Source organism: Methylocapsa sp. D3K7 (genome assembly GCF_029855125.1).
Taxonomy (GTDB): Bacteria; Pseudomonadota; Alphaproteobacteria; order Rhizobiales; family Beijerinckiaceae; genus Methylocapsa.
Genome location: NZ_CP123229.1, coordinates 21,820 through 45,398, shown reverse-complemented (window position 1 = coordinate 45,398; position 23,579 = coordinate 21,820). Strand labels below are relative to the sequence as shown.

Genomic DNA, 23,579 nt, shown 5'->3' with positions numbered 1-23,579 from the left:
TGAAAGCAAAATTCGCGCCCAGATTAACGTCTGGTTCACTGCGCTTGGCGCGCCAGCAAGCGTAGCGGAGAATGGGATGGGCCTCGATTTCGCGATCCGCGACTTTTTCTGGTCGAAATATTTTTGTTGCCTCTGTAGTATGGCGACTATGGTAGAGGCGATATTTGGCTCGCTGAGCGGGCTCTGGAAGACAGTCTTCTCGTCATGGGCGTGGGAGTTACGATGTTCCCTGCCATGCCGATACCGAAACTGAGATAAATCTTTGGCTCGGAAAAGACGGATTGCTCCTGCTTCCGCCAGGCCAAATCCATCGGCTTGGGGCGACGACCAAATCACCGCGGCTTGGCTCGGGCATTCCACGGTGTTAATCAATTTTTTTGGGGTCGTAATTCTGACGGATCCGGTTCTTTTTTCGCGCATTGGAATCCGGCTGCCCGGACTGACACTCGGGCCCAAACGTCTGACCGAGCCTGCGCTGACCATTCGCGAACTCCCGAACATCGACATTTTGCTTCTCTCCCACGCGCACTTCGATCATTTGGATATGCGAACTCTCCATCAATTTGATCGTTCGACGACGGTGATTACGGCTTCTCGGACAGGAGAACTGCTCCGTTGGAAGCGGTTTTCCAACGTCAGTGAACTTCGTTGGAACGAAGTCAGATCCGTAACAACATCAGCCGGTCAGATTGACATCACCGCGTTCCGGGTCAAGCATTGGGGCGCGCGCGTAAGGCGCGATACTTACCGGGGTTATAACGGCTATGTTCTCAAGAGGGAGCGGCGTCGTATCCTTTTCGGTGGCGACACTGCGCTATGCGATTCGTTCGCGGAATTGCGTGCCTTAGGGCCCATCGACTTGGCGATCATGCCGATCGGCGCTTACGATCCCTGGATCCATTCGCACTGCACCCCGGAACAAGCCGTACAAATGGCCAACGACGCTGGTGCTCATTTCATTTTGCCGGTGCATCATCAAACGTTTCGTCTCAGTTCAGAAGGATTTCGTGAACCGATCGAACGTTTCCAAACAGCGCTGCAAAGGACGCCGGATCGCATCGCCCTCCGCGAAATCGGCGAGACATTCGTACTCCCTTAGATACTATCTAGCCTATTGGTGTCCACGTAGCCCACGAACGTGCAGGAAAAGCCAGTGTATCTGACAGTGATCTCTGCTCTCAACGCGAGGCCGCCGGCGCGTGTTGCACGGACAATTTCGCTTCGTTGAAGTCCTTCACCTCGCCGTTGCTCTTTTGAGCGAACGTATCAGCGTCTTGCCGCAGCAGGAAAGCGTCGATCTGTCCTTTCGGGGAGACGACGAACCAGGCTTTGTCTGCCAGAAGTTTAATCCCCTTGTCGTGATCTTGGGCATAGACAACGCGGGCGGTCTTACCGGCTTTCTCGAACCCGGCGAGCGCTTTAAGCGCCGATTCGGGCGTCGCGTAATGGCGCACCACCGGCTCGCCTGCTAGCCAGATTTCAGCGACGCGGCTCGTGTCCTTGATCGGTTTGCCGGTTGCGGCGTCATTCGCGGTAAGAGCTAGCGGCGCATAGTCAGCGAGACGCGCGTCATAGTCGAGGCCGGAGGCTTTGAATGCCGCCCGAATGTATGTGTCGGTAATGAAGGCATCGAGATCAAGGCCGGTGTCGGCACGCTTCAGGAGTTTGAGCGTCTCGACGGACGTAGCGACATCCTGCCGGTATTCCGGCTTCCAAGTGAGGTCGCGCGTTTGTAATCCAAGTGGTCCGTGGAACAGATAGTTTACGGGAGCTTCGATGCCCGTGACTTTGGCGATGAGCTCGCTGTACTTTTCCGGCTCGGCCGAGAGCAATTTGTTGGCTTCGATCGCCGCGCGAAGGTAAGCGACAACCACTTCCGGATATTTGTCGGCATACTCTCCGTCAACCAGAAGGCCGTGGAACGTAGGAACGTCCGCCTGCGAGCCGTCGAAAATCTTGCGGGCGAAGCCGCGGCTCGGGAAGAGTTCGGCGAAAGGCACGAAATCCGCATGCGCATCGATCTGATTGCTTTGGAGCGCGGAGCCCGCGACTTCCGGCGCCTGAGCAATGATCTTCACGTCCTTTTCCGGATCCCAGCCAAGCGTTGTGATGGCGCGCAGCAGCATCCCATGCGCGGTCGAGGCGAAAGGAACGGATATGGTCTTGCCTTTCAACTCCTCAATCGACTGAATCTCTGACGCGCTTGGCACGACAATGCCATTGCCGCTGCCCTTCACACTGCCGGAGAGAACCCCAATAAACAGACTGCGTTTGCCGGCCTTTTTGAAAGCGACGCCATTGAGCGAACCAGGGAAATCCGCCATGGCCCCGAAATCAAGCTTGCCGGCGACCATTTCATTGGTGATGGGCGCGCCGCTCGTGAAATTCTTCCATTGGACATCATAAGCCGCATCTTTGTATTTCCCGTTATGGGGAAGATATTTATCGAGCAGCTTGAGCTCCCGGATGAGCAGTCCGCCCGCAGCGCAGTTGATCGTCGTATCTTGCGTGCCGACGGCGACGCGGATCGTCTCGGCGCGCGCCGCGCTTGCGAAAGCGAGAACCCCGAAGAGGCAGGAGAGTAAAACGCGTCCACGCATAATATCATCCTCATTGTCGAAAGAGTTTTATCTGGCCGCTATCTTCCCAAGTGCCGTTAGCGCCCGGAAGCAATTAATTTCCGACCGCCTCATTTTGTTTGGTGCCAGGGAGTCAGCCAGGCGCCAATCTTGCGGACGAGAATGCTGCTCGCCATGCCGAGCGCGCCAATGACGAGCATGCCGACGACGATGTCCGCATAGTTTTGCAACGTGTAGGATTCCCAGGTGTAGTAACCAATCCCGAATTGACCCGAGATCATTTCCGCGGTCACCAGACAGAACCAGGAGGTTCCCATGCCGATCGCGAGCCCCGTGACGATACTCGGCATGGCGCCAGGGAGGATGACCTCCCACAAGATAGCGCCACGTCCAGCACCAAGGCTGCGTGCCGAAGCCACAAGGCGGCGGTCGATCCCCTCGACGCCATGAATTGTGTTGAGCAAAATGGGGAACAACGCGCCTGTATAGGTAATGAAGATCATCGATGCCTCGGCGGAGGGAAACATCAAGATCGCGAGCGGTATCCACGCAACCGCCGGGATCGGGCGCAAAATCTCGAGCGGAGGCAAGAACACATCCTCGGCGAGTTTGAGCCGCGCTATGGCAAGTCCAAGGCCGATACCGGTGATGGCCGCGATCGTAAAGCCCGCGAAGACGCGGGTCAGGCTGCTGAAGAGATGGGGCACGAGTTTACCCGACCGCGCCAAGGCAATAAAGGCGTCGATCACTTCGGCCGGTGCCGGAACATTGGCGAATGTCACGAGACCAAGATGAAGACGCGACGTGGACGCGACGTGCCACAATCCAACAAAAAAAGCGAGCGACACGAGCCGCACGGCGTAGCGCTGGATGACTGCCACGATATGGCGCGATAGTATCTTCGCGCGTGTGCCGGAGGCTGCGGCGTCGATGCCGAAATTGTCGAATTTGACGCGCGACAAGCTCATCTTTGGGCCTTCTCCTATGTTCATCCGGCTGGATAACCGAGCGGTACTTCGACGATGAAGGGCTTCGATGCGATCGCGCCGGCGCCGCTTCCGCGCTTCTTTCGCCGCTGTGCCGGTGTTTCCTCCCGAGAGTCGGCGAAGCGGCGCAGCCTGTGCTCATCTAGGATGACGATACGAGTCTTGTGAATGGCGATCATGCCCTGCCTCATCAGGCGGTCCATCATTGCCGTCACCCACTGGCGTGTCGCGCCGACCATTTTCGCGAGATCGTCATGGGTCAGCCGGCGCGCGATGACGATGCCGGCATGGGTGCGCCGTCCATCACGCTCGGCGAGGAGAACCAGCATTTGCGCCAGACGTTCGGAGGCGGAGCGCGTTCCCAGCATGTGGATCATCGTCGAATAGCATTTGCCCTTGTGCTCCAGCGCTTCGACAAGCCCGATGGCGAGATTGGGAATTTCCATTATCAGCTGGCGGAGTTCGCGGCCGCGCACATGCAAAACCTCAGTCGCGCGCATGGCGCGGCCGGACCACATGTGATGGCCGCCGCCGAAGACCTCCGGGCCGCCGACAAAATTTCCGGGCGCCCAATAGGCAAGCGTGATCTCACGCCCGGAGGGGCCGGTGTAGTAGGTTTTCACCTCACCCGACAGGATGACGAACATGCCGTGGTGCGGATCGTCCTGGCGGAATACGTCTTGCCTGGCCCGGAAACGAAGAACCGCGGAAGCGCTCTGCAATCTCTGATATTCTAGAGGCTCCAGACGCGCGAAAAGATTGGGTGCACCCATGTCACGCTCGCTTTCGCGCAGATGCAGCGATGGGTTTCGCGGGATCGCAAGCGTCGGACGGTTCATTGCCAGCTTCCACGCTGATTGTCGAAAGCGCGCTGGCTCTCCTGCCGGATGAGCCGATGGCAATGGCGTTTCGCCTCTGCGAAGGCCGGGAAGTCGAAGATGTCGTCGGGACGCGGACGGGGGAGCGCGATCCTCAAGTCGAGTAAGACACGGCCAGGCGCGGCGCTCATGACCACCACCCGGTCGGCGAGATAGAGCGCCTCGTCGACATCATGGGTGACAAAGATGACGGTGGCGCCGATCTCGTCCCATAGACGCAGAAGATTTTCCTGCATCAGTCCGCGCGTCTGCGCGTCGAGCGCCCCGAATGGCTCATCCATGAGAAGGACCGCGGGATGATTGACCAACGCACGGGCAATACCGACGCGCTGCTGCATGCCCCCCGAGAGGGTCGCGGGATAATGATTGGCAAAGGCGGCGAGCCCGACGAATTCGAGATATTCCCTTGCCTTGAGCCGCGCCTCGGTACGCGAGGCGCCCTGCATGCGCGGCCCGAACGCGACGTTTTCGAGCACGGTTTTCCAGGGAAACAGCGAATATTGCTGAAACACCATGCCGCGATCGGCAGCCGGGCCTTTGACGGGCTTGCCGTCGACCATGACCTTCGCCTCCCCGACCGGCACAAAGCCCGCAACCGCGTTCAGCACGGTGGATTTGCCGCAACCGGACGGCCCAAGCAGACAGACAAACTCTCCGGGTTCAATGGAAAGTCCAAAGCCTTCGATCGCCGCATAGGCGCCGAAACGCACGGAGAGGTCGCGGATATCCACGCGCCCCGACGGTGGGCCAACCTGCCCTCTCTCCGCTCTTTCCTGCATGCACGTTTCTCACGAGGCCCGGTGCCCGGAAACGCCGCTCCGGGCTAATCACAATAATATCTATAGACTAAAACATATTAAGCTGGCAATTAGTTGCCAGACAGGAATTCGCGCCGGAACGATGATGCGCCCGAAACAACTCGGGAGACTGCAATGGCCGAACTCGGAGATGGCGCCGGGATTTTTGAAGCGGACGTGCTCGTCATCGGCGGTGGCACGGCGGGACCCCTTGCCGCCTATAAGGCGAAGATGGCCAATCCCGCCTTAAAAGTCGTTCTCCTCGAGAAGGCCAATGTCAAACGCTCCGGCGCTATTGCTATCGGCATGGATGGGTTGAACAACGCGATTGTGCCGGGCTTCGCGACGCCCGAGCAATATGTTCGCGAAATCACCATCGCGAATGATGGCATCGTTTATCAAAAAGCCGTGCTCGCCTATGCGGAACGCTCTTTCGACATGATCCGCGAACTCGACCAGTGGGGGGTCAAGTTCCTCAAGGACGAGAACGGCGATTATGACGTGAAAAAGGTGCATCATCTTGGAAGCTATGTCCTGCCGATGCCGGAGGGCGGCAGCGTCAAGAAAATTCTTTATCGCCAGTTGCGCAGAGCCCAGGTCCTCATTTCGAACCGTTTCATGGCGACACGCCTGCTGAAGAGCGCGGATGGACGAATCGCCGGGGCCATGGCGGTCAACAGCCGCACGGCGGAAATTCTCGTCATTCGCGCCAAGGCCGTGATCCTGGCGGCTGGGGCGGCCGGGCGGCTCGGCCTTCCCGCGTCCGGGTATTTATGGGGGACTTACGAAAATCCGACCAATGCGGGCGATGGCTACGCCATGGCCTTTCACGCTGGCGCCGAACTCACCAACCTTGAATGTTTTCAGATCAATCCTCTGATCAAGGACTACAATGGTCCGGCGTGTGCCTATGTGGGGGGGCCATTTGGCGCCTATACGGCCAACAACCAGGGCGCGCGTTTCATCGAATGCGACTATTGGTCAGGCCAGATGATGCTCGAATTCCGCAAGGAACTCGATGGTGGCAAGGGGCCCGTGTTCCTCAAACTTGACCATCTTGCGGAGGAGACGATCTCGGAGGTCGAGACCATATTGCACAATGTCGAGCGCCCTTCGCGCGGACTCTTTCACGCCGGTCGTGGCAACGATTACCGCCGTGACATGGTTGAGATGCATATCTCGGAAATTGGCTTTTGTTCCGGCCACAGCGCCTCTGGAGTTTGGGTGGATGAACATGCACGCACGACGGTGCCTGGGCTTTACGCTGCTGGTGACATGGCGAGCGTGCCGCACAATTATATGCTGGGCGCATTCGTCAATGGCGCCATCGCGGGCGAGGACGCTGCGGTGCTCGCCAGCACCACGGCGCTTGCCGGTTACGATCCTCGTGACGTCGAGACGGAGCGTGCCCGTGTCCGCGTGCCTTTGAACAATGAGGATGGGCTGCCGCCCAATCAGGTGGAATATAAGATCAGACGTTTCGTGAATGACTATTTGCAGCCGCCCAAGGTCACCCGCAAATATGAGATCGCGCAGAGGCGCTTTGCCGAGATCAGGGAGGATCTGCCCCGTCTCGTCGCGCGCGACCCGCATGAGCTGATGCGCGCCCTCGAGGTCCACTCCATTCTCGATTGCGCCGATATGGCAGCCGCCGCCTCGCTCTATCGCACCGAAAGCCGCTGGGGCCTCTATCATTTCCGGCTCGACCATCCCGAACAGGACGATGCGAACTGGTTCTGCCATGTGCAATTGTTCAAGGATGATAATGGAGAGATCGCGTGCCGGAAGCGCGCCGTCGATCCTTACGTCGTGCCGGTGGAGGCGACGGAGAAGAATGCTTATCACCGCTTACGTATCCCCTAACCCGCCTGAGGTTGTCCATGTCCTTCGCCGAAAACCCATCCGAATTCCCGGTCAAAATCGATCAGGAAAAATGTATCGCCGACAAGGGCTGTACTGTGTGCGTCGACGTCTGTCCGCTCGATGTGCTGCGGATCAATCCGGAAACCGGCAAGGCGCATATGCGCTATGATGAATGCTGGTATTGTCTGCCCTGTCAGCTTGATTGCCCGACCAAGGCGGTGACCGTAACCATTCCCTATCTTTTGCGTTGAGGCTATGAGCGGTAAATTCTTTGAGGACGTCAACGCCGACCTTGACGAGATCGCGCGGCGATTGGCAAGCCCTGATGCGGCCGAACGGCGTGTTGCAGTGCTCGACCTCGTGGAAGCGGCCGAACCGGGCTCGGAGCGGCTGCTCATCGCGGCATTGTCCGACCCAGATGCGAACGTGCGGCGCGAAGCGGCGAAGGGGCTCGATCAATTCGATGGTCTTGCCACAGCGCAGGCCCTCGCAGCGGCGCTGCTCGACACGGACGGATCGGTTGCCGACACGGCTGCCCAGAGCCTCGCGGAGTTGAAATCGCAAGAGGCCGCCCCACCGCTTCTCGCGCTCATCGATCATGAAAGAGCCGAGGTGCGGCTTTCTGCGTGGCGTGGCTTGCGCAATTTGCGGGTCGAGGCCTCGCTGGCACCGGGCCTGAAGGCGCTCTTTGACGAAGACCCGCGCGTTCGCCGGGAGGCGGTCGGCGTTCTCGCCTATCTCAAAAGCGATGCCACGTTGCCGGCGCTGATCGCCGCCGCGAGAGACGAAAATTTCGAGGTGCGCCGCGCGGCAATCTCGGCGTTGGCGTTCGGCCCCCCGGAAAAGATCACCGCGACAATCCTCGCGGGCTTATCCGACGCAAACTGGCAAGTGCGCGAGGCGGCCGCTTTGCTTGCCGGGAAGATCAAAGCCGCGGGGGCAACGACGGGTCTGATTGCCGCCCTTTCAGATGACGCTTGGCAGGTGAGCGGAAAGGCCGCCCTCGCGTTGGGTAAGCTGCAAGTCACAGAGGCAGTCGCCGCGCTCGGCAAGCTCCTGGCGCATCCGGTGAGCAACCTCCGCAAGGATGTTGTGACGGGCCTAGGCGACATCGGCCATGTGGACGCGCTTCCTTTCCTGGAGCAGGCGGCGGAAGATCCAGATCCGGACGTCCGCAAGATCGCGCGCTGGTCCATCCAGCGCATCTTGTCGGCGAATGGCGGCAATGATGACCGGGATTTCTGGTCGAAACGTGGTCAGGATCGCAAATGAAGGGCTCATTGCGATACGATTGCAATCACGAGATCCATTCGTCAAACGCCGCGGCTAAAGCCTGATCGGTGGCGAGGTCACCCGCTCGTTGGCAGCCCGCTTTTCCTCGGATCATTGAATCTCAACGCCGAGCATATTCACATAGCCAAGCTCGGTTATCGAGGAGCTGCGAGCCCCTGCTCAAGTGCGCTGGAAAGGCTGTGATACCTTCCGTGTTGAAAGACATTGGACTTCAAGCGCGATAATGTGACATTGACCAACTCAGGCCGGAACCAAATCATACGCCGATTCCAGGCAGAACCCGGCGCCTTTGATACCTTCAAGAGGAAGCGGTGGACAAAAACCCATACGAGACCCTGGGCGTTCAACGAAGCGACTCGGCCGAGGACATTCAGAAGGCGTATCGCCGGCTTGCCAAGAAGCTGCATCCCGACCTCAACCCCGGTAATCGTGAATCTGAAGAGCAATTCAAGAAGGTCGCGTCGGCCTATGATCTCCTGAGCGATCCTGAGAAACGGGCCAGGTTCGATCGCGGCGAGATCGATGCTTCGGGTGCAGAGCGGCCACAGCACGAGTTCTATCGGGACTATGCGGGAGCGGGTCCGGAGCATCATCCTTATGCGACCGATTCAGGCTACGCCGACATAATGGACTCCGATGAAATCCTGTCGAACCTATTCCGCGGCGCACGGACCCGCGGCCGCGTAGACGGCAGGAATGTTCAATACAAGCTGACGGTCGAGTTTCTTTCCGCTGTAAACGGCGCGACGAGCCGGGTGATCCTCCCTGATGGCTCCACCCTTGACGTCGTCGTCCCAGCCGGCACCCGCGATGGTCAGATCCTGCGCCTGCGCGGCAAGGGAGAGCCGGGAATCGGTGCCGGAGAACCCGGGGACGCGCTGGTTGAGATCGAGGTCAAGCCGCACCGATTCTTCGTTAGGGATGGGGATGATATTGATCTCGATTTGCCAATCAGCCTCACCGAGGCTGTTCTGGGCGCGGAGGTGAGGGTCCCCACAACGACAGGAGCGGTCATCGTGAAGGTGCCGAAGGGCGTCAATACGGGCCGCGTCCTTCGCCTCAAGGGCAAAGGTGTCGTGCGGCCGGATGGAAGCCGGGGCGACCAGAATGTCAGCCTAAAGGTTGTGCTCCCTGAGAAGATTGATCCGGATCTTGAAGCGTTCGCGATGAATTGGACCGCCGGAAAAGCCGAAAATCCGCGTTCCGGAATGGAGGGATAAATGATCGATCGGCAACAGTTCTTAGTCTGCGCACAGCTTGAAATCGAAACGCTGGAAGTTTGGATCAAGGAAGAGTGGCTGGTTCCACGCAAGGACGCGACAGGCCAAGAGTTCTCTGATGTCGACATTGCGCGGGCGCATCTCATCAAAGACCTAAAGCACGACTTGGGTGTCAATGATGAGGGGATCGGCGTCATTCTCAATTTGATTGATCAGGTGCACGGACTGCGAGGGACATTGCGCGATCTACTTCAAACGGTCCACAATAAAACCAGCTCTTGAACGCATTGGAAGTTGCTGCACGGCAATGTCACATTGGCCAAGCATAGGCGATTTTCCGGCTGATTTGGCTCGGCGACGAATCCCCGCGAGCGTAGAACCTTCCTCCCCCATCCACGCTCTCCCACGAGTTTCTATCCCGCTCGCGATTGTCCTTCAGGCGGCCCGCGATCTCGGCAGATCCAAAATCACTCCCACTAGATTATCTCGCCGCTCAATAACCAACCGAATTTTCAGGCGAAAATATTTTCGCGTCGATAAACTATCGTCAGCGAGACCGTCAAAAAATTACGCTCTTGAATTCGCTTAAGATTTTTCATCGACCTGTCTGGCTCATCTATCGACTAATATCGGCGTTTTGGCCCCCGCAGCACCATGCGGCCGCCCCAGCGATCATTCAAAAAAAATGCCGTCACAGCAAATCGCAGAGTCGAAGCACGGACGTAAACGCCTCGTTGTAACGGCCCTCCTCCTATCCAAGAGGAGAACAGAAAATGTCAAAGAAACCCAGTCGCGTGCGCGTCCTGATGATGCTTATCAGGACGATGATGACAGAGATCCAGTCGGTTACGCGGGCCTGCCCCGGACGATCAGGCGACACGAACTTAGGCTTATCGTGCCGCTTGCCGACAGCACCATCTACGAGATGGAGAAGGACACCAATAGCTAAGCTTTTGATTGTGGGTTGAAAGGTAGCGCGTCAAGGAGCATGTTGGGTGCCTTCCTCAACACATGAAGCAGAAAGAGAACATTGAGCAATTTCAGAGAAAAAAGCTTTGCCGAGCGCCGGGTTGTCGCCATGGATGCAGTTGCCGCGCGATTGGCCAAGTTTCGCGACAAACCGGCCGCCGACGATCCGGCTGTTTTGGCACGTGAAGCCGAGCGAAAGGCGATCCGCGAGGCGAGAAAAATCCGGGATGACCAGCGCGCCGCCGCCAAACTAGAGCAATTGGCCCGCGAAGCCGCTGAAAAGGCTGAACGGGAGGCCGCCCTGGAAGCCGAACGGATCGCGGCTGAGGAAGCGAAGGCCGCCGAAGAGGCCGCCAAGGGAGCCGCACTGTCCGTTCTCGCCGCACGTGTCATCGCGGATGAGGTCGAGCGCAAGGCCGCGCGTGATAAGCGCTATGCCGCGCGTAAAGCCAGTCAAAGATGACTTGCTGAGGCCTGGCACAGAGAGTTTGGGCTTCGGTATAAGAAAGGCCATGCGTTTGGGGCGCATGGCCGCCTCCTTCCCCATCACGACACGCTTGGATCGGTAAAAATCACTCCCACTCTACTGTTCGTTGCTATACTGAATCGTTGAATTGGTTGTGCAAAATATTTTTAAGGCACACCATTAGGAAGCAGCTTTGGCACTGCGCGCCCTTCTAAGCAAATGCTGCGCAAACAAGAGAAGTTCAAGAGCAACGTCCTGATCTTCCACCCAGTTGAACTCATGAGTTATCGGATTCCTGATTCCCAGCATCGCTCCAGCGTAAAGCATCATATAGCCCTTTTGCTCGTCCTCCTCAGAGGGACTTTTTCTCTCCGTCCAAAACAAGCGAGGTGAGTCGGCGCTAAAAACATTTAGCATAAGCTTGGTACCGCTTAGCCCATGCGCTCTAGCCTTTCGCTGCACAAACTTCTCGACGGCCTTGTAGGCCTCCTGAACTGCAAGCGAATAGTGACCAGATGCGAACAAATCTCGACTAACCTCTTGGATTTCTGGTTCGGTGATGGTCTTAGCAAATATTGCGCTTGAAGCCTCGGCCGATGGTGCCGCTAGCGCTAGCATGCGCGGCGCGGGGAGCGCTAAGATCGCCTGAGCCAATCCAAGCTCCAAAATATATTCCTGAAACCGCCTTAGACGATCAATTACCGGTGCCGTCATACAGATAACGCCTCATCGCCGCGAAGATGGACTCGATCTGCTCGCCAGTCGCTTCCGCGCTAATGTGGATTTGGACATTGACGTTGAGAGGCATTAGCCCGGAGAGAGGGGGCGGGGACCGTTTTTCGTTGCCTTTGGATGACGATCGAGCGGCCGCCCGAGCCGGGGCTTGTGCCATTTGGGACCCTTTTCCCGCCACCTTCTGTGGCCTAGCACTCCCACGCGAAGGAGCTTCATTTGGCAAATCGCTACTGATCAAAAGGTAGGTCGCAGCCTTGTTGCCAGCTGTACCGCTCCCTAAGCCCTCGCGCGTAAACCAGGAAATGATCTTCTGACGATCTGCAGCACCGCGTGGCGCAACTTGGATCAAACTCTCAGGATAGGCGTTCCTAAGAATCTCATCTACAGCTTCACCATAGGTTTCATCGTCGCGCCATTTTTGTGCCACCGGCGTTGCTTTGTTTTCATCATTTAGGATACCTACGCGCTTTAGTTCAGAAAGGTACTGCCGTGCGGCGGTTTCCTGAACATTTAACTCAACACCTAGAGCGCGTTCGTCGATCGTCGCACTCGGCGAACGCTGCAGGACATTCCGGAGGCCCCACCAGACGGTGCTAGGGATTTGCGGGTAGCTCAGCTTGTCGGCCATTGTTCACCTCCTGTTCCAGGAGATGGCCCATTCATTGATGGCCTTCAATATCTATTGGACACTATACAGCACTTATCTAAGGTTTTTCAGTATTTTCATGGTTGGCCAATGCTTCCATATTTCCACACGTATGTCACTCACGCACGGATGAAATAGGAAATTCGTGCAATGATGCACGTTATTCTCTCCTAAAGCCCCTGGTATCCCACCCTCACTCCCACTCGATCGTCCCCGGTGGCTTGCTTGTTACGTCATAGACGACGCGATTGATTCCCTTGACCTCGTTGATGATCCGCGTCGCGGTGCGGCCGAGAAACGCCATATCGTAGGGGAAAAAATCTGCTGTCATACCATCGGCAGACGTGACAGCCCGCAAGGCGCAGACGAAATCATAGGTGCGGCCATCGCCCATGACGCCAACGGTGCGCACCGGCAGCAGCACCGCGAAGGCTTGCCAGATTTCATCGTAAAGGCCGGCCTTGCGGATTTCGTCGAGATAGATGGCATCCGCGCGGCGCAGAATATCAAGTTTTTCCGGCGTCACCCCGCCCGGGCAGCGGATCGCCAGGCCAGGCCCAGGGAAAGGATGCCGGTCAACGAAATGTTTCGGCAAACCCAATTCGCGGCCTAGCACACGCACTTCATCCTTGAACAATTCGCGCAAGGGTTCGACGAGCTTCATGTTCATGCGCTCGGGAAGGCCGCCAACATTGTGGTGCGACTTGATCGTCACGGAGGGACCGCCGCTGAACGAGACGCTTTCGATCACATCTGGGTAAAGCGTTCCCTGCCCCAAAAATTCCGGCATGCCCCGTCCGTCGGCGGCGATCTTTTTGGCCTCGCGCTCAAACGTCGCGATGAACAGCCGGCCGATGATTTTGCGCTTTTCTTCCGGGTCCCGGATTCCGGTCAAGGCGCCGAGAAACAATCCTGCGGCTTCGACATGAATGAGTGGAATATTGTAGTGGCCGCGAAACAGGCCAACGACTTCTTCCGCCTCGCCGAGCCGCAGCAGGCCGTGGTCGACAAAGACGCAGGTCAGGCGATCGCCGATCGCTTCATGGATCAGGAGCGCCGCGACCGCGGAATCGACTCCGCCGGAGAGACCGCAGACGACGCGGCCCGGTCCTACCTGCGCGCGGATCGCGGCAATGGCCTCGGCCCGGAATGCGCCCATTGTCCAATCCGATTTGAGCCCAGCGATCTTGTGAAGGAAATTGCCGATCAGCCTGCCGCCATCCGGCGTGTGCGCCACTTCGAGATGAAACTGGACACCATAAAGGCTGCGCGAGGGATCGGCGATCGCCGCCATCGGCGCATTCGCCGACGCCGCGATGCGGGAAAATCCTTGGGGCAATTCGGTCACCGCATCGCCATGGCTCATCCAGACGGGATAGCGGGTGCCATGTTCCCAAACCCCTTCGAAGAGAGCGCTTGCTTGCAGCACCTCGGCCTCAGCGCGGCCGAATTCACGTTTATGTCCCGCCGTAACTTTGCCGCCGAGTTGCGCCGCCATCACCTGCTGGCCGTAGCAAATGCCGAGGATGGGCACCCCCGCGTCGAAGAGCATATCGGGGGCGCGCGGCGCGTCTTCATCGTGGACGGAGGCTGGACCGCCCGACAAGATTACCGCTTTCGGCGCGAGTGCCGCGAAGGCCTCGGCGGTGCGCTGATAGGGAACGATCTCGCAATAAACGCCCGCCTCACGGACACGGCGGGCGATCAATTGCGTCACCTGCGAGCCGAAATCGACGATCAAAACCTTGTCGTGACGCAGCACAATGCTTTTATGGAGCGGATCCTCCACCATCGGCAAACCTATCTCGGGGGCCAAGCTGTTCGCTTAGGCGATCCCTCCCGTTGACGCAAGCCGCCCTCGCCCTAGCCCCCCACGCCGAACAATTTTCTGGCTAACCGGCGCAACCTTGACGCCGCAGGCCGATTGCCCTGCATTGGTTATTGATGGCAGAACCCCCGATGGCAGCGCTTCGTAAACCCCACCACACGTCCCCGGCGATCATGTGGTTTCGGGATGATCTGCGCGTTTCTGACAACGCGGCCCTCTGCGCCGCTAGAACAGGTGCCCCGCTTCTGTGCGTCTACGTCTTCGATGAACAGAGCAAGGGCTTTCGCGCCCTCGGTGGCGCTTCGCGCTGGTGGCTGCACCATTCGCTGGCTGCTTTGGGAAAGAGTATCGAAAAGCTTGGCGGCCGCCTTGATATTTTTGAAGGGAGCGCCAAGGAAATCATCACCGAACTGGCAAAGGAAGCAAGCGTCCGCGCCGTGTTTTGGAGCCGCCGCTATGGAAGCGCCGAAATCGCAGTGGATACATCCATAAAAGCCGAGCTGCACCAGGCTGGGATCGACGCCAAGAGTTTTGCTGGCAGCCTTTTGCATGAACCTTGGGAGACCCGCGCCAAATCCGGAGGCGCCTACAAAGTGTTTTCCGCCTATTGGCGCGCCGTGCGGACTTTGCCGCCATCGGGCGACCCGCTGGCAGTGCCCGGCAGGCTCAACGCGGTGGCCTATCCGCTGGGCGGTCCAAAGCGGGTTAGCCTCGCTCAGCTTGCTCTGCTTCCCATGCGGCCGGACTGGGCCAGCAGCCTGCGCGCGGCATGGACGCCAGGCGAAACCGGCGCGCACGAAAGGCTGGCTGCTTTTCTCGACGGACCGCTGCGAGACTATACAACCGGCCGCGATGATCTCGCGAGGGATGGCACGTCGCGCCTGTCGCCGCATCTGCGTTTTGGCGAAATTTCCCCACGGCAAATTTTTTATGCGCTCGATCATGCGGCGGCGCGTGGCTCTTTGGCCAAGAGCGCGGAAAAATTTCGCGCCGAACTCGGTTGGCGCGAGTTCAATTACCATGTGCTGTTTCACCACCCCGATGTCGCCACCAATAATCTCAATGCGAGCTTCGATGCGATGCCCTGGCGCAAACCGCAGAACGCCGAACTCAAGGCCTGGCAGTCCGGTGAGACGGGCTACCCGGTCATCGATGCAGGAATGCGCGAACTTTGGGCCACAGGTTATATGCACAACCGCGTGCGGATGATTGCCGCGTCGTTCTTGATCAAGCATCTCTTGGTGGATTGGCGGACCGGCGAAGAATGGTTTTGGGACACGCTCTGCGATGCCGATCCGGCGAACAATCCGATGAACTGGCAATGGGTCGCCGGCTCGGGTGCCGATGCGGCGCCGTTTTTCCGCATCTTCAATCCCGTTCTGCAAGGGGAAAGATTCGACCCTCATGGCGTCTATGTGCGCCGTTACGTCCCCGAGATTGCGACACTGCCAGACAAATGGATCCACAAACCCTGGCAGGCACCGGTGGAAACATTGAAGGCCACGGGCATCAAGTTGGGAGAGACCTATCCAAAACCCATCGTTGATCTCTCGGAAGGCCGGGCTCGGGCACTTGCCGCGCTGGCGCGGACCAAAGAGTGATTGTAGCGCTATGGCAGTGAGCCTATGACAGCGTGGCGTCATGGTAGCATGCCATGACCATCGCGAACGGCAACAGGGAGTAAACCTATGTCCGCAACGCAAGGAAAATTTGTCTGGTACGATTTGATGACCAGCGACAGCAAAGGCGCGGAAGCATTTTATGCGCGGGTCATTGGCTGGACCGCGAAAGACTCCGGGATGAGCGATCGCTCCTACATCCTACTCTCCGCCGGGCCTGTGATGGTTGGCGGTTTGATGCCAATCCCGGACGAGGCCCGCGCGATGGGGGTGCCGCCGCACTGGTCTGGCTATATTGCGGTCGACGATGTCGATGCTTATGCGGAACGCGTCAAGGCCGCCGGCGGTGCGATTCATCGCGCTCCCGAGGATATCCCGGGCGTCGGCCGTTTCGCGGTGGCCGCCGATCCGCATGGCGCGGTTTTCATCCTCTTCAAGGGGAATAGCGACCAGGAACCCGCACCAGTCACGCTGGGAACGCCCGGCCATATCGGCTGGCGTGAATTGCATGCGGGAGATGGGCCAAGCGCCTTCGACTTTTATTCAGGTCTGTTTGGCTGGACCAAGGACGGAGCCATGCCGATGGGCGAACTCGGTGTCTATCAGCTTTTTGCCATCCATGGCGAACAGGCCGGCGGCGTGATGACCAAGATGCCGCAAACGCCAGCGCCGTTCTGGCTCTATTATTTCAATGTGGAGTCCGTCGAAGCGGCAATCGCACGGGTCAAGGAGGCGGGAGGCCAAATCATCCACGGCCCCATGGAGGTTCCCGGCGGCCGGTGGATCGCGCATGCCCTCGACCCGCAGGGCGCCATTTTTGCGATGGTCGGACCGAAGAACTGATTTTGCCTGCGTTTTGAAATTATTGTCCGATTGCGGGCTCAAATCGTACCAAATCGTTTCACGTGAAACGTTTTGGTACGATTTCCTCCAAAAACCTTACAAGGACGAACACAACGGTCCCGCTTCGATCCGGTAAGATCGATCAATTTTTTTGTGCAATTGCAAAAATGGGCTGGCGGCGTATCGATTGCCAAGCGCCCTTGCAAAAATCTAGGCTTCTTAAAATATTTCTCATCATCTAAAAAAATATTTTTCAACTGCTTCCTTATTTGACAGACCTCGTCTGATAAAATCATCACAGTCCCGAATTCTTCGCGGCGATCCTCGCCAGAGCCGCCCAGTCGCTGTCGCCTTGACCCTGCGCCAGGCCGGATAGAAAATGGTCGCGGACCAAGCTCGCGATGGGCAAAGGGACATTCAAAGTCTCGGCGGCGGCCAGAGCGAGTTTTATGTCCTTGAGACCCAGCGCCATCTTGAACCCGGCCGGGTCATAGGTTTCACTCGCGATGATCGCGCCATAGGTGTTATAGACCGGTGCCGAGAAGAGGGTGCCGGTCAGGATTTCGACAAAGCGATGCGCGTCGATTCCTGATTTGCGGACAAGCGCGACCGCTTCCCCAAGACTCTCGATGGTCGCGGCGATGAGGAAATTGCCGCTCAACTTGACGAGATTTGCGTCGTCGGCCTTTTCGCCGACGACAAAGGTCTTTTGTCCCATCGCGTCGAACAATGTTTGACATTTTTCGATCGCCTTTACGGGACCGGCGGCAACCACAAAGAGCTTCCCCGCCGCCGCAGCTTCGGGTCGCCCGAACACGGTCGCTGTTGCATAGGTCTGATGTTTTTCTTTATGCAATCTGGCCAAACGCTCTGACAGCGCGACACTGATGGTGCTCATGGAGATGTGGATGCGTTCTTCGGCAAGCGAGTGCAGAATGCCGCCCTCCCCGCACACCACGCCTTCAACGGCATGATCATCGGCAAGCATGCTGAGCACCACCTCGCCACGGCAAGCATCGGCGATGCTCGCCGCGACGCGCGCCCCCTCCCCCGCCAAAGCCTCCGCCTTGGAACGCGTGCGGTTGTAGACAGTGACCTTATGGCCGGCCTTGAGAAGGCTGCAGGCCATCGCCGCACCCATATTGCCGAGGCCGATGAAACCAACATCCATGATGTGTCTCCAAGTCAGCGCATGATGGTGGATGCATAGGCATCACTTGGTGCGCCGCCCATGTCAGCTATGCGTTCGCACGCCACGCTTGCTCGCATATTACACCGAAAGACGATCTCTGATTCGCGTGAGCGTTAGATGAATGGCAGCAAAGAATGCGTTCACGGTCTGCGAATCATCCTGATTGGCCGCATACCAGTTGATGATGAAAGCAAAATAGACCCAGCGCCCCGAAAAAAACATACCCCCTGCGATGGACCGCGCGTGGAAACTAGGAAAGTCGGCATTGCCGCTCTTGGCATAAGCGCTCACGCCCAGCGGTAGCGGCACGAGGTAAATAAAGTCGCAGAGGGTAAGAATGCGCCGGAATTCATTCAGTGTTTCGGCATGCTGGAAGAACGCACCCTGCAGCGCGCGTGAATAATAGGAGGTAAGATCGTCGGCTGAAGACGCCAGCGTTTCGACGCTGTTGAGAAAGGGATGGACGATTGGCCCCTGAACCACCTGAAGGAGTTGCGCCCAGGTGACTGTCTTATAATTCGCGGCACCGAAGAGATAGCCAGTAAGAGCGCGGGTGCTGTCGGGGACGAGCGTATTCTTGAGACCGGCGGCGGCGATAAAGGCGCGGACATTGTTGGCGCCCGCAAGCTTGAACGCCATGTCCGTCGCCGTGTTATCGCTGCGGGTAATCATGGCTTCAAGCGTCGTCCGCTCGGAGACGACACCGGTGAGATTTGGCGGATTGAAAGCCGGACTGCCGAACGACCAAACGGTGTCGTCGAGCGTAAGCTCCGTGTCTTCGAGAGTATGTACAATGTCGGGCGAATCGATCTGGCGTAACGCCGTGCAAAGGACAAACGTCTTGATCGCACTGGCAACGAAAAGCATTTTGCTTGCGTTGGATTGAATCAAGATCCCTGGTTTGAGACCAACCGTGGGCGCATATATTTTTAGAGCTTTATCGCCGGGTAAAGCCTCGAAAAGGCCGATCGTTTGGGCCGGGAGTCCTGCCGCATTCGTTGCGTCCGCCGCCGCGGCCAGCGGGATCGAAGTTAAAGTCGTGGTCGCGGCGGCGGTCTTTAAAAATTCGCGTCTTGAACGAGTCATTCTTGCCTCTTCCGGGCGTCTCGTGATCGACGTCTGGCGCGCCTAAAGGGAAATCACAGGCGCGATCTCGGCAAATGGCTCGCTATTGTCAAGTTGAACCCGATTGGGCTCAACTCCAGTTCCTGATGTCCACAAAACGGCCGGCAATCGCCGCCGCCGCCGCCATCGCGGGTGAGACGAGATGGGTGCGGCCCTTAAAACCTTGGCGGCCTTCAAAATTGCGGTTCGAGGTCGAGGCGCAGCGCTCCCCGGGCGCCAGCTTGTCGGGGTTCATCGCCAGGCACATCGAGCAGCCCGGCTCGCGCCACTCGAATCCGGCGGCCAAAAAAATCGCGTCGAGGCCCTCGGCTTCCGCCTGTTGCTTGACGAGTCCAGACCCCGGGACGACCATGGCATTGACGGTTCCCGCGACATGCTTGCCTTCGACGATCTTGGCGGCGGCGCGCAAATCCTCGATCCGGCCGTTGGTGCAGGAGCCGATGAAGACCCGGTCGATGGCAATATCGGTGATTTTCTCGCCACCCTTGAGCCCCATGTAATTTAGCGCGCGCGCGATGGAGGCTTTTTTGCTCTCGCTCGCGGCGGCTTCCAGGCTCGGTACGGTGCCAGTGATCGAGGCAACGTCCTGCGGGCTCGTCCCCCAAGTGACAAGCGGCGGCAGTTCGCTGGCATTAAGGCGGATTTCCTTGTCGAAGACAGCCCCTTCGTCGGACACCAGCGTTTCCCAATAGGCCATCGCGGCGTCCCAGGCGGCGTCCTTCGGCGCTTTGGGCCGGCCTTTGAGATAAGCGAAGGTCTTGGCGTCGGGAGCGATGAGACCGGCACGCGCGCCCGCCTCGATCGTCATGTTGCAGACCGTCATCCGGCCTTCCATCGACAAAGCGCGGATCGCCTCACCCGCATATTCTATCACATGGCCGGTGCCACCGGCGGTGCCGATCTCGCCGATGATCGCAAGCACGATATCCTTCGCGACGACTCCCTCGCCGAGGACGCCATCGACGGTAATCCGCATATTCTTGGCTTTGTCTTGGATCAGGGTCTGGGTGGCGAGAACATGCTCGACCTCGGACGTGCCGATACCATGTGCGAGCGCGCCAAAGGCGCCATGCGTCGAGGTATGACTGTCGCCGCAGACGATCGTGGTTCCCGGAAGGGTGAAGCCCTGTTCGGGGCCGATGATATGGACGATTCCCTGGCGGAGGTCGCGCTCGTTGAAATATTCGATGCCAAATTCCTTGGCGTTGGCGGCGAGCTGGGCGACCTGAATACGGCTTTCGGGATCGTCGATGCCATGCGAGCGGTCCGTCGTCGGCACATTGTGATCGACCACGGCAAGCGTCTTTTGCGGCGCGCGCACATGCCGTCCGCTCAGCCTCAAGCCCTCGAAGGCCTGAGGGCTCGTCACCTCATGCACCAGGTGACGGTCGATATAAATCAGACTGGCGCCATCCGCATCCGTATGGACGAGATGATCGTCCCAAATCTTATCGTAAAGCGTGCGAGGCGTCGCCATGCGCATTTCCCTGTTCGCCGCCCGACGCGGCACTTGCAAAAATACAATTTAGAGTGGCAGTTCTTACTCGCAAGCGGCGGCGGGGGGAAGTACCCTTGCACTCCTTGTTGACCTTTACGCGGAGGAACATATGCGCCCGCCCGTTGCGCCCTATCTCACTGTATCCCCCGCGATGGCGGCGATCGCCTTTTACACCGCGGTTTTCGGCGCGCGGCAAAAGGCGCTCATGCCCTCGTTCGATGGTCTCCGCATCCTGCATTGCGAGCTCGACATCAACGGCGGCTCGGTGATGCTGTCCGATGCGTTTTCCGAATTCGGTCACACGCGGGTACCACTCCCCGGCGAACTGGCGACCTCCTCCGTCAGCTTGGAATATGCCGAGGCCAAGATGGTGGACACTATTTTCGCGAAAGCCACCAGTCTCGGCGCCAAAGGCGAGACCAATCCGACGAATTCATTTTGGGGCACGAGGGTCGCGACGCTTCGCGACCCGTTCGGGCATCGCTGGATCTTGAACGCGCCGTTATAAGGGGAAACCGAGCCTATTCCGTTGGGGCGCCGGCTGCGGCTTTCTTGGCCTTCGCAGCGGCCTTGGTTGCTTTCTGGGTCACCTCGCGGGCGGCCTTGGCGGCGGGGGACTCCATCTTTTCGGCGATACGTGCTGACTTGCCACGCCGGTCGCGAAGGTAATAAAGTTTCGCGCGCCGAACCTTGCCGCGCCGAATGACTTTGATTGAATCGATGTTTGGCGAATAAATCGGGAAAACCCTTTCGACGCCCTCGCCGTAGGATATCTTCCGGACAGTGAAGCTTTCGTTGATGCCGCCGCCATTGCGGGCGATACAGACGCCCTCATAAGCCTGGACGCGGGTGCGTTCGCCTTCCTTGACCTTGACATTGACGACGACGGTATCGCCCGGCTGAAACGGCGGGATTGTCTTGCCAGCCAAAAGCTTGGCAGCCTGCTCGGCCTCGAGCTCCGCGATGATATTCATTGGATCAAACCTCAAGAATCGCCGGATTGGTCCGGGCGAGCGTTTATATACGCTGTTTTAAGTTGAGCCAGAGGCTCTACACGAGACCTCCCGGCTTGTCGAGGCCGGTGTTCCGGGTTTCCGGGGCCTGAAATGGCACCTTCGAGAGAATGGCCGCTCCACGTTTAAGCCTAGTTTTTGTTCTGCCGCGCGATCTTATCGAAAAACTCTGCAACTGCGGATCATATTCCTAAGGGGACGTTGCTTCTTTTGGCTCTCCCTCTCCCGGCGGCACCCGCTCGAACGTTGTCACCGCGTCGGTATAACCATCAATGAGGTCGAAGCGGTTCTTATTTTGCGGCGTGATGATCGTCGAATATCTTTTTCCATTCGAGAGGTCGAGAAACACTTTTCCCGCTTCCGAGAGCTGATACTTGCCGACGAGCGGCGCGGCGGTTTCCGGAGCCGTCAGTGCCGCGCCCGCTTCAGCTTCTGGCGCGGGCGCCATTTGCGCCGGAGCCTCCGTCTGCGAAGCGGAAGGCGTGGCCGGCGCGGGAGTCGGGAAAATCATGCTAACGCTTTTGTCAGTTCGAAAGACGAGATGTTCCGGCCCACGAGTCGACTTCCACTCCCCAACGATTTGACTGTTCGCATTGGGGAGGGAGCGTTGCAGTTTCGCAATGCTCAACCGATTGTAGCCAATGATGAAAACGACACCCAGAATCACGATAATGATATCGAGAGTTCCGATTCTTGTGCGCTTTGGTGGGGTCGTGCCTTTTCCAGGTGGAGTAGGTCGCGCCATCGTCACTTCCTCCCGGCGAGTTCTTTTGTCTTGAGCCCGGCAATCGGCGGCCACCGCTTTCCCTTGGCTCCCTTGAGGCTGCTCATTAGCATTATTTCCACCCGCCGTTCAAGCGAACACTCTACGGTTAAGACAGCGGGCGTTAGCTCACCGCCCGCCGCTGGAAATCACCTATTTGTGAGCGCATCCTATGGCAATGGTTGCGGTTAACTCTCTTAATTTGCCGCAAATAATTGATAGGGTTATTAAATGTAGCGGGTGTCAGCCAGCTGTGCGTTTCGTTGCGCGAGGCGCGGCTTATTCATACATTCAATCTGATCGCTATCCACATAAGCTTGGTACAGTGTGGTTGAGGTTCGCGATGGGCGCAGAAGACGAGCTTCTAGGCTTGATAGATGCGATCTATGAGGCTGCTTTCGACAGCGCTTCATGGGAGACGGCACTAACAAGACTCGCCGACACCATGGGAATGGCGCAAATCGGTTTGCTCAAATTAGACCGCAGGGTCCACACCTATGACTCGATCGCGCCGCGTACCGACCCAGCCATGGACGCTGTCTTCAAAAAATATTGGGCTTTCCATAATCCGCTTTTGCCCCGCACGATTGGTTGGCCCGTGGGCAAAATCTACCTGCTAGACAGTCTGCTCCCCCGGGATGAGCTCCTTGCGAGCTCCTTCTTCAACGAATGGATGCGCCCAGCAAAGTTTGGGATTGGGTTTATGGGCGCCAATGTGATGCTCGGCAATCAAGTCTCAATCGTGGTCAGCGTTGCCAATGCTCCCGGGAACGACGATATCACGAGCGAGCAAGCGCATGTTTTCAATTCCGCGCTGCCGCATATCAATCGCGCCATACGCATTCATAACGAGCTCTGGATGCGCGATCTCGATCACAATGCGGCGCCGGAACGGCTTGAGGGCTTGCCGCGGAGTGTGATGCTGGTCGATGGCGCCGCGAGGCTGCTCTATGCCAATGCCGCGGCCCGGACGCTGCTGGAATCCGGGCGTGGATTGACGATCTCGAGCGGCTGCCTGCATGGCATCTGCGGCTCGGCCTCATTGCAAGGGTTGATTGCGTCCTGCGCGCCTAAGGCTCTCTCCCCAAACGGCCCCGGCGGACGAATTTGGATTTGTCACGGGCGTCAACCGTCACCCTTATGCGTGACGGTGACTCCCCTGCGGACAAAAGGCACCCCCAGGGAACTTCCCTGGCTTGGCACGGAAGTTCCCGCGGCACTCGTCACCGTTTCCGACCCGGCGAGCGAGAAATTGATGCATTGAGC

At 58.3% G+C, this 23,579-nt stretch carries 23 protein-coding genes; 11 read left to right on the top strand and 12 right to left on the bottom strand.

Going from position 1 to position 23,579, the window contains the following annotated elements; translation table 11 throughout:
- Positions 1-361 precede the first annotated feature (361 nt).
- Positions 362-1,099 (top strand): MBL fold metallo-hydrolase, encoded by a 738-nt coding sequence (locus tag QEV83_RS00210; RefSeq protein WP_280129314.1) that lies wholly within the window; start codon positions 362-364, stop codon positions 1,097-1,099.
- Between the two features lie 79 nt (positions 1,100-1,178).
- Here QEV83_RS00210 and QEV83_RS00205 read toward each other — a convergent pair whose 3' ends face one another.
- From QEV83_RS00205 to QEV83_RS00190, 4 genes are all read right to left on the bottom strand, one after another.
- Positions 1,179-2,600: an ABC transporter substrate-binding protein gene (locus QEV83_RS00205; RefSeq protein ID WP_280129313.1), complete on the bottom strand. Its 1,422-nt coding sequence runs from the start codon at positions 2,598-2,600 to the stop codon at positions 1,179-1,181.
- An 89-nt stretch (positions 2,601-2,689) separates the two neighbouring features.
- The gene (locus tag QEV83_RS00200) at positions 2,690-3,547 is read right to left on the bottom strand and encodes an ABC transporter permease (protein WP_280129312.1); all 858 of its coding nucleotides are present in this window, start codon (positions 3,545-3,547) and stop codon (positions 2,690-2,692) included.
- Between the two features lie 20 nt (positions 3,548-3,567).
- Positions 3,568-4,404, bottom strand: coding sequence for a Crp/Fnr family transcriptional regulator (locus QEV83_RS00195; protein WP_280129311.1), 837 nt, complete (start codon positions 4,402-4,404; stop codon positions 3,568-3,570).
- Positions 4,401-5,222 (bottom strand): ABC transporter ATP-binding protein, encoded by an 822-nt coding sequence (locus tag QEV83_RS00190; RefSeq protein WP_280129310.1) that lies wholly within the window; start codon positions 5,220-5,222, stop codon positions 4,401-4,403. The genes QEV83_RS00195 and QEV83_RS00190 overlap by 4 nt, the downstream gene beginning before the upstream one ends.
- A 153-nt stretch (positions 5,223-5,375) precedes the next feature.
- Here QEV83_RS00190 and QEV83_RS00185 point away from each other — a divergent pair, with 153 nt between their 5' ends.
- The 6 genes from QEV83_RS00185 to QEV83_RS00160 all read left to right on the top strand — a co-directional run bounded on the left by QEV83_RS00185 (position 5,376) and on the right by QEV83_RS00160 (position 11,048).
- The gene (locus QEV83_RS00185) at positions 5,376-7,103 is read left to right on the top strand and encodes a fumarate reductase/succinate dehydrogenase flavoprotein subunit (protein ID WP_280129309.1); all 1,728 of its coding nucleotides are present in this window, start codon (positions 5,376-5,378) and stop codon (positions 7,101-7,103) included.
- Positions 7,104-7,120: 17 nt separating this feature from the next.
- Entirely contained in the window at positions 7,121-7,354 is a 234-nt protein-coding gene (locus tag QEV83_RS00180) for a ferredoxin family protein (RefSeq protein ID WP_280129308.1), read from the top strand.
- A 4-nt stretch (positions 7,355-7,358) separates the two neighbouring features.
- Positions 7,359-8,375: a HEAT repeat domain-containing protein gene (locus QEV83_RS00175; RefSeq protein ID WP_280129307.1), complete on the top strand. Its 1,017-nt coding sequence runs from the start codon at positions 7,359-7,361 to the stop codon at positions 8,373-8,375.
- Between the two features lie 332 nt (positions 8,376-8,707).
- The gene (locus tag QEV83_RS00170) at positions 8,708-9,616 is read left to right on the top strand and encodes a DnaJ C-terminal domain-containing protein (RefSeq protein WP_280129306.1); all 909 of its coding nucleotides are present in this window, start codon (positions 8,708-8,710) and stop codon (positions 9,614-9,616) included.
- On the top strand, positions 9,617-9,898 hold the full coding sequence (locus QEV83_RS00165; protein ID WP_348273245.1) for a chaperone modulator CbpM: 282 nt from the start codon (positions 9,617-9,619) through the stop codon (positions 9,896-9,898).
- A 748-nt stretch (positions 9,899-10,646) separates the two neighbouring features.
- On the top strand, positions 10,647-11,048 hold the full coding sequence (locus QEV83_RS00160; RefSeq protein ID WP_280129305.1) for a DUF6481 family protein: 402 nt from the start codon (positions 10,647-10,649) through the stop codon (positions 11,046-11,048).
- A gap of 183 nt (positions 11,049-11,231) precedes the next feature.
- On the opposite strand, the gene QEV83_RS00155 is transcribed toward QEV83_RS00160, so the two are convergent.
- The 3 genes from QEV83_RS00155 to guaA form a co-directional block, all read right to left on the bottom strand.
- Complete coding sequence (locus QEV83_RS00155; protein ID WP_280129304.1) at positions 11,232-11,765, bottom strand: TIGR02391 family protein; 534 nt, start codon at positions 11,763-11,765, stop codon at positions 11,232-11,234.
- Positions 11,746-12,414: a hypothetical protein gene (locus QEV83_RS00150; RefSeq protein WP_280129303.1), complete on the bottom strand. Its 669-nt coding sequence runs from the start codon at positions 12,412-12,414 to the stop codon at positions 11,746-11,748. The genes QEV83_RS00155 and QEV83_RS00150 overlap by 20 nt, the downstream gene beginning before the upstream one ends.
- Before the next feature lie 211 nt (positions 12,415-12,625).
- Positions 12,626-14,224 carry a glutamine-hydrolyzing GMP synthase gene (gene guaA, locus QEV83_RS00145; RefSeq protein WP_280131156.1) on the bottom strand — a complete coding sequence of 533 codons (1,599 nt, stop codon included), beginning with the start codon at positions 14,222-14,224 and terminating at the stop codon, positions 12,626-12,628.
- Positions 14,225-14,391: 167 nt separating this feature from the next.
- On the opposite strand from guaA, the gene QEV83_RS00140 reads away from it, so the two are divergent.
- Positions 14,392-15,861: a deoxyribodipyrimidine photo-lyase gene (locus tag QEV83_RS00140; RefSeq protein ID WP_280129302.1), complete on the top strand. Its 1,470-nt coding sequence runs from the start codon at positions 14,392-14,394 to the stop codon at positions 15,859-15,861.
- A gap of 87 nt (positions 15,862-15,948) precedes the next feature.
- Complete coding sequence (locus QEV83_RS00135; protein WP_280129301.1) at positions 15,949-16,722, top strand: VOC family protein; 774 nt, start codon at positions 15,949-15,951, stop codon at positions 16,720-16,722.
- Positions 16,723-17,017: 295 nt separating this feature from the next.
- On the opposite strand, the gene QEV83_RS00130 is transcribed toward QEV83_RS00135, so the two are convergent.
- The 3 genes from QEV83_RS00130 to leuC form a co-directional block, all read right to left on the bottom strand.
- Positions 17,018-17,893, bottom strand: coding sequence for an NAD(P)-dependent oxidoreductase (locus QEV83_RS00130; RefSeq protein ID WP_280129300.1), 876 nt, complete (start codon positions 17,891-17,893; stop codon positions 17,018-17,020).
- 99 nt (positions 17,894-17,992) lie between these two features.
- Positions 17,993-19,000 carry a serine hydrolase gene (locus tag QEV83_RS00125; RefSeq protein WP_280129299.1) on the bottom strand — a complete coding sequence of 336 codons (1,008 nt, stop codon included), beginning with the start codon at positions 18,998-19,000 and terminating at the stop codon, positions 17,993-17,995.
- Positions 19,001-19,109: 109 nt separating this feature from the next.
- The gene (leuC, locus tag QEV83_RS00120; RefSeq protein ID WP_280129298.1) at positions 19,110-20,516 is read right to left on the bottom strand and encodes a 3-isopropylmalate dehydratase large subunit; all 1,407 of its coding nucleotides are present in this window, start codon (positions 20,514-20,516) and stop codon (positions 19,110-19,112) included.
- A gap of 130 nt (positions 20,517-20,646) precedes the next feature.
- On the opposite strand from leuC, the gene QEV83_RS00115 reads away from it, so the two are divergent.
- Entirely contained in the window at positions 20,647-21,045 is a 399-nt protein-coding gene (locus QEV83_RS00115; RefSeq protein ID WP_280129297.1) for a VOC family protein, read from the top strand.
- Between the two features lie 13 nt (positions 21,046-21,058).
- On the opposite strand, the gene rplS is transcribed toward QEV83_RS00115, so the two are convergent.
- Both rplS and QEV83_RS00105 read right to left on the bottom strand, forming a co-directional pair.
- A complete protein-coding gene (rplS, locus tag QEV83_RS00110; RefSeq protein ID WP_280129296.1) occupies positions 21,059-21,511 on the bottom strand; it encodes a 50S ribosomal protein L19 in 453 nt (150 codons plus the stop codon).
- 229 nt (positions 21,512-21,740) lie between these two features.
- Complete coding sequence (locus QEV83_RS00105) at positions 21,741-22,295, bottom strand: hypothetical protein (RefSeq protein WP_280129295.1); 555 nt, start codon at positions 22,293-22,295, stop codon at positions 21,741-21,743.
- A 361-nt stretch (positions 22,296-22,656) separates the two neighbouring features.
- On the opposite strand from QEV83_RS00105, the gene QEV83_RS00100 reads away from it, so the two are divergent.
- A complete protein-coding gene (locus tag QEV83_RS00100) occupies positions 22,657-23,577 on the top strand; it encodes a hypothetical protein (RefSeq protein ID WP_280129294.1) in 921 nt (306 codons plus the stop codon).
- Positions 23,578-23,579 lie beyond the last annotated feature (2 nt).

Coding starts and splice junctions, on each gene's coding strand:
- QEV83_RS00115 (WP_280129297.1), top strand. CDS start 20,647: ATGCGCCCGCCCGTTGCGCCCTATCTCACTGTATCCCCCGCGATGGCG.
- QEV83_RS00185 (WP_280129309.1), top strand. CDS start 5,376: ATGGCCGAACTCGGAGATGGCGCCGGGATTTTTGAAGCGGACGTGCTC.
- QEV83_RS00175 (WP_280129307.1), top strand. CDS start 7,359: ATGAGCGGTAAATTCTTTGAGGACGTCAACGCCGACCTTGACGAGATC.
- leuC (WP_280129298.1), bottom strand. CDS start 20,516: ATGGCGACGCCTCGCACGCTTTACGATAAGATTTGGGACGATCATCTC.
- QEV83_RS00105 (WP_280129295.1), bottom strand. CDS start 22,295: ATGGCGCGACCTACTCCACCTGGAAAAGGCACGACCCCACCAAAGCGC.
- QEV83_RS00155 (WP_280129304.1), bottom strand. CDS start 11,765: ATGACGGCACCGGTAATTGATCGTCTAAGGCGGTTTCAGGAATATATT.
- QEV83_RS00165 (WP_348273245.1), top strand. CDS start 9,617: ATGATCGATCGGCAACAGTTCTTAGTCTGCGCACAGCTTGAAATCGAA.
- QEV83_RS00150 (WP_280129303.1), bottom strand. CDS start 12,414: ATGGCCGACAAGCTGAGCTACCCGCAAATCCCTAGCACCGTCTGGTGG.
- rplS (WP_280129296.1), bottom strand. CDS start 21,511: ATGAATATCATCGCGGAGCTCGAGGCCGAGCAGGCTGCCAAGCTTTTG.
- QEV83_RS00130 (WP_280129300.1), bottom strand. CDS start 17,893: ATGGATGTTGGTTTCATCGGCCTCGGCAATATGGGTGCGGCGATGGCC.
- QEV83_RS00205 (WP_280129313.1), bottom strand. CDS start 2,600: ATGCGTGGACGCGTTTTACTCTCCTGCCTCTTCGGGGTTCTCGCTTTC.
- QEV83_RS00180 (WP_280129308.1), top strand. CDS start 7,121: ATGTCCTTCGCCGAAAACCCATCCGAATTCCCGGTCAAAATCGATCAG.
- QEV83_RS00195 (WP_280129311.1), bottom strand. CDS start 4,404: ATGAACCGTCCGACGCTTGCGATCCCGCGAAACCCATCGCTGCATCTG.
- QEV83_RS00135 (WP_280129301.1), top strand. CDS start 15,949: ATGTCCGCAACGCAAGGAAAATTTGTCTGGTACGATTTGATGACCAGC.
- guaA (WP_280131156.1), bottom strand. CDS start 14,224: ATGGTGGAGGATCCGCTCCATAAAAGCATTGTGCTGCGTCACGACAAG.
- QEV83_RS00200 (WP_280129312.1), bottom strand. CDS start 3,547: ATGAGCTTGTCGCGCGTCAAATTCGACAATTTCGGCATCGACGCCGCA.
- QEV83_RS00190 (WP_280129310.1), bottom strand. CDS start 5,222: ATGCAGGAAAGAGCGGAGAGAGGGCAGGTTGGCCCACCGTCGGGGCGC.
- QEV83_RS00125 (WP_280129299.1), bottom strand. CDS start 19,000: ATGACTCGTTCAAGACGCGAATTTTTAAAGACCGCCGCCGCGACCACG.
- QEV83_RS00140 (WP_280129302.1), top strand. CDS start 14,392: ATGGCAGCGCTTCGTAAACCCCACCACACGTCCCCGGCGATCATGTGG.
- QEV83_RS00100 (WP_280129294.1), top strand. CDS start 22,657: ATGGGCGCAGAAGACGAGCTTCTAGGCTTGATAGATGCGATCTATGAG.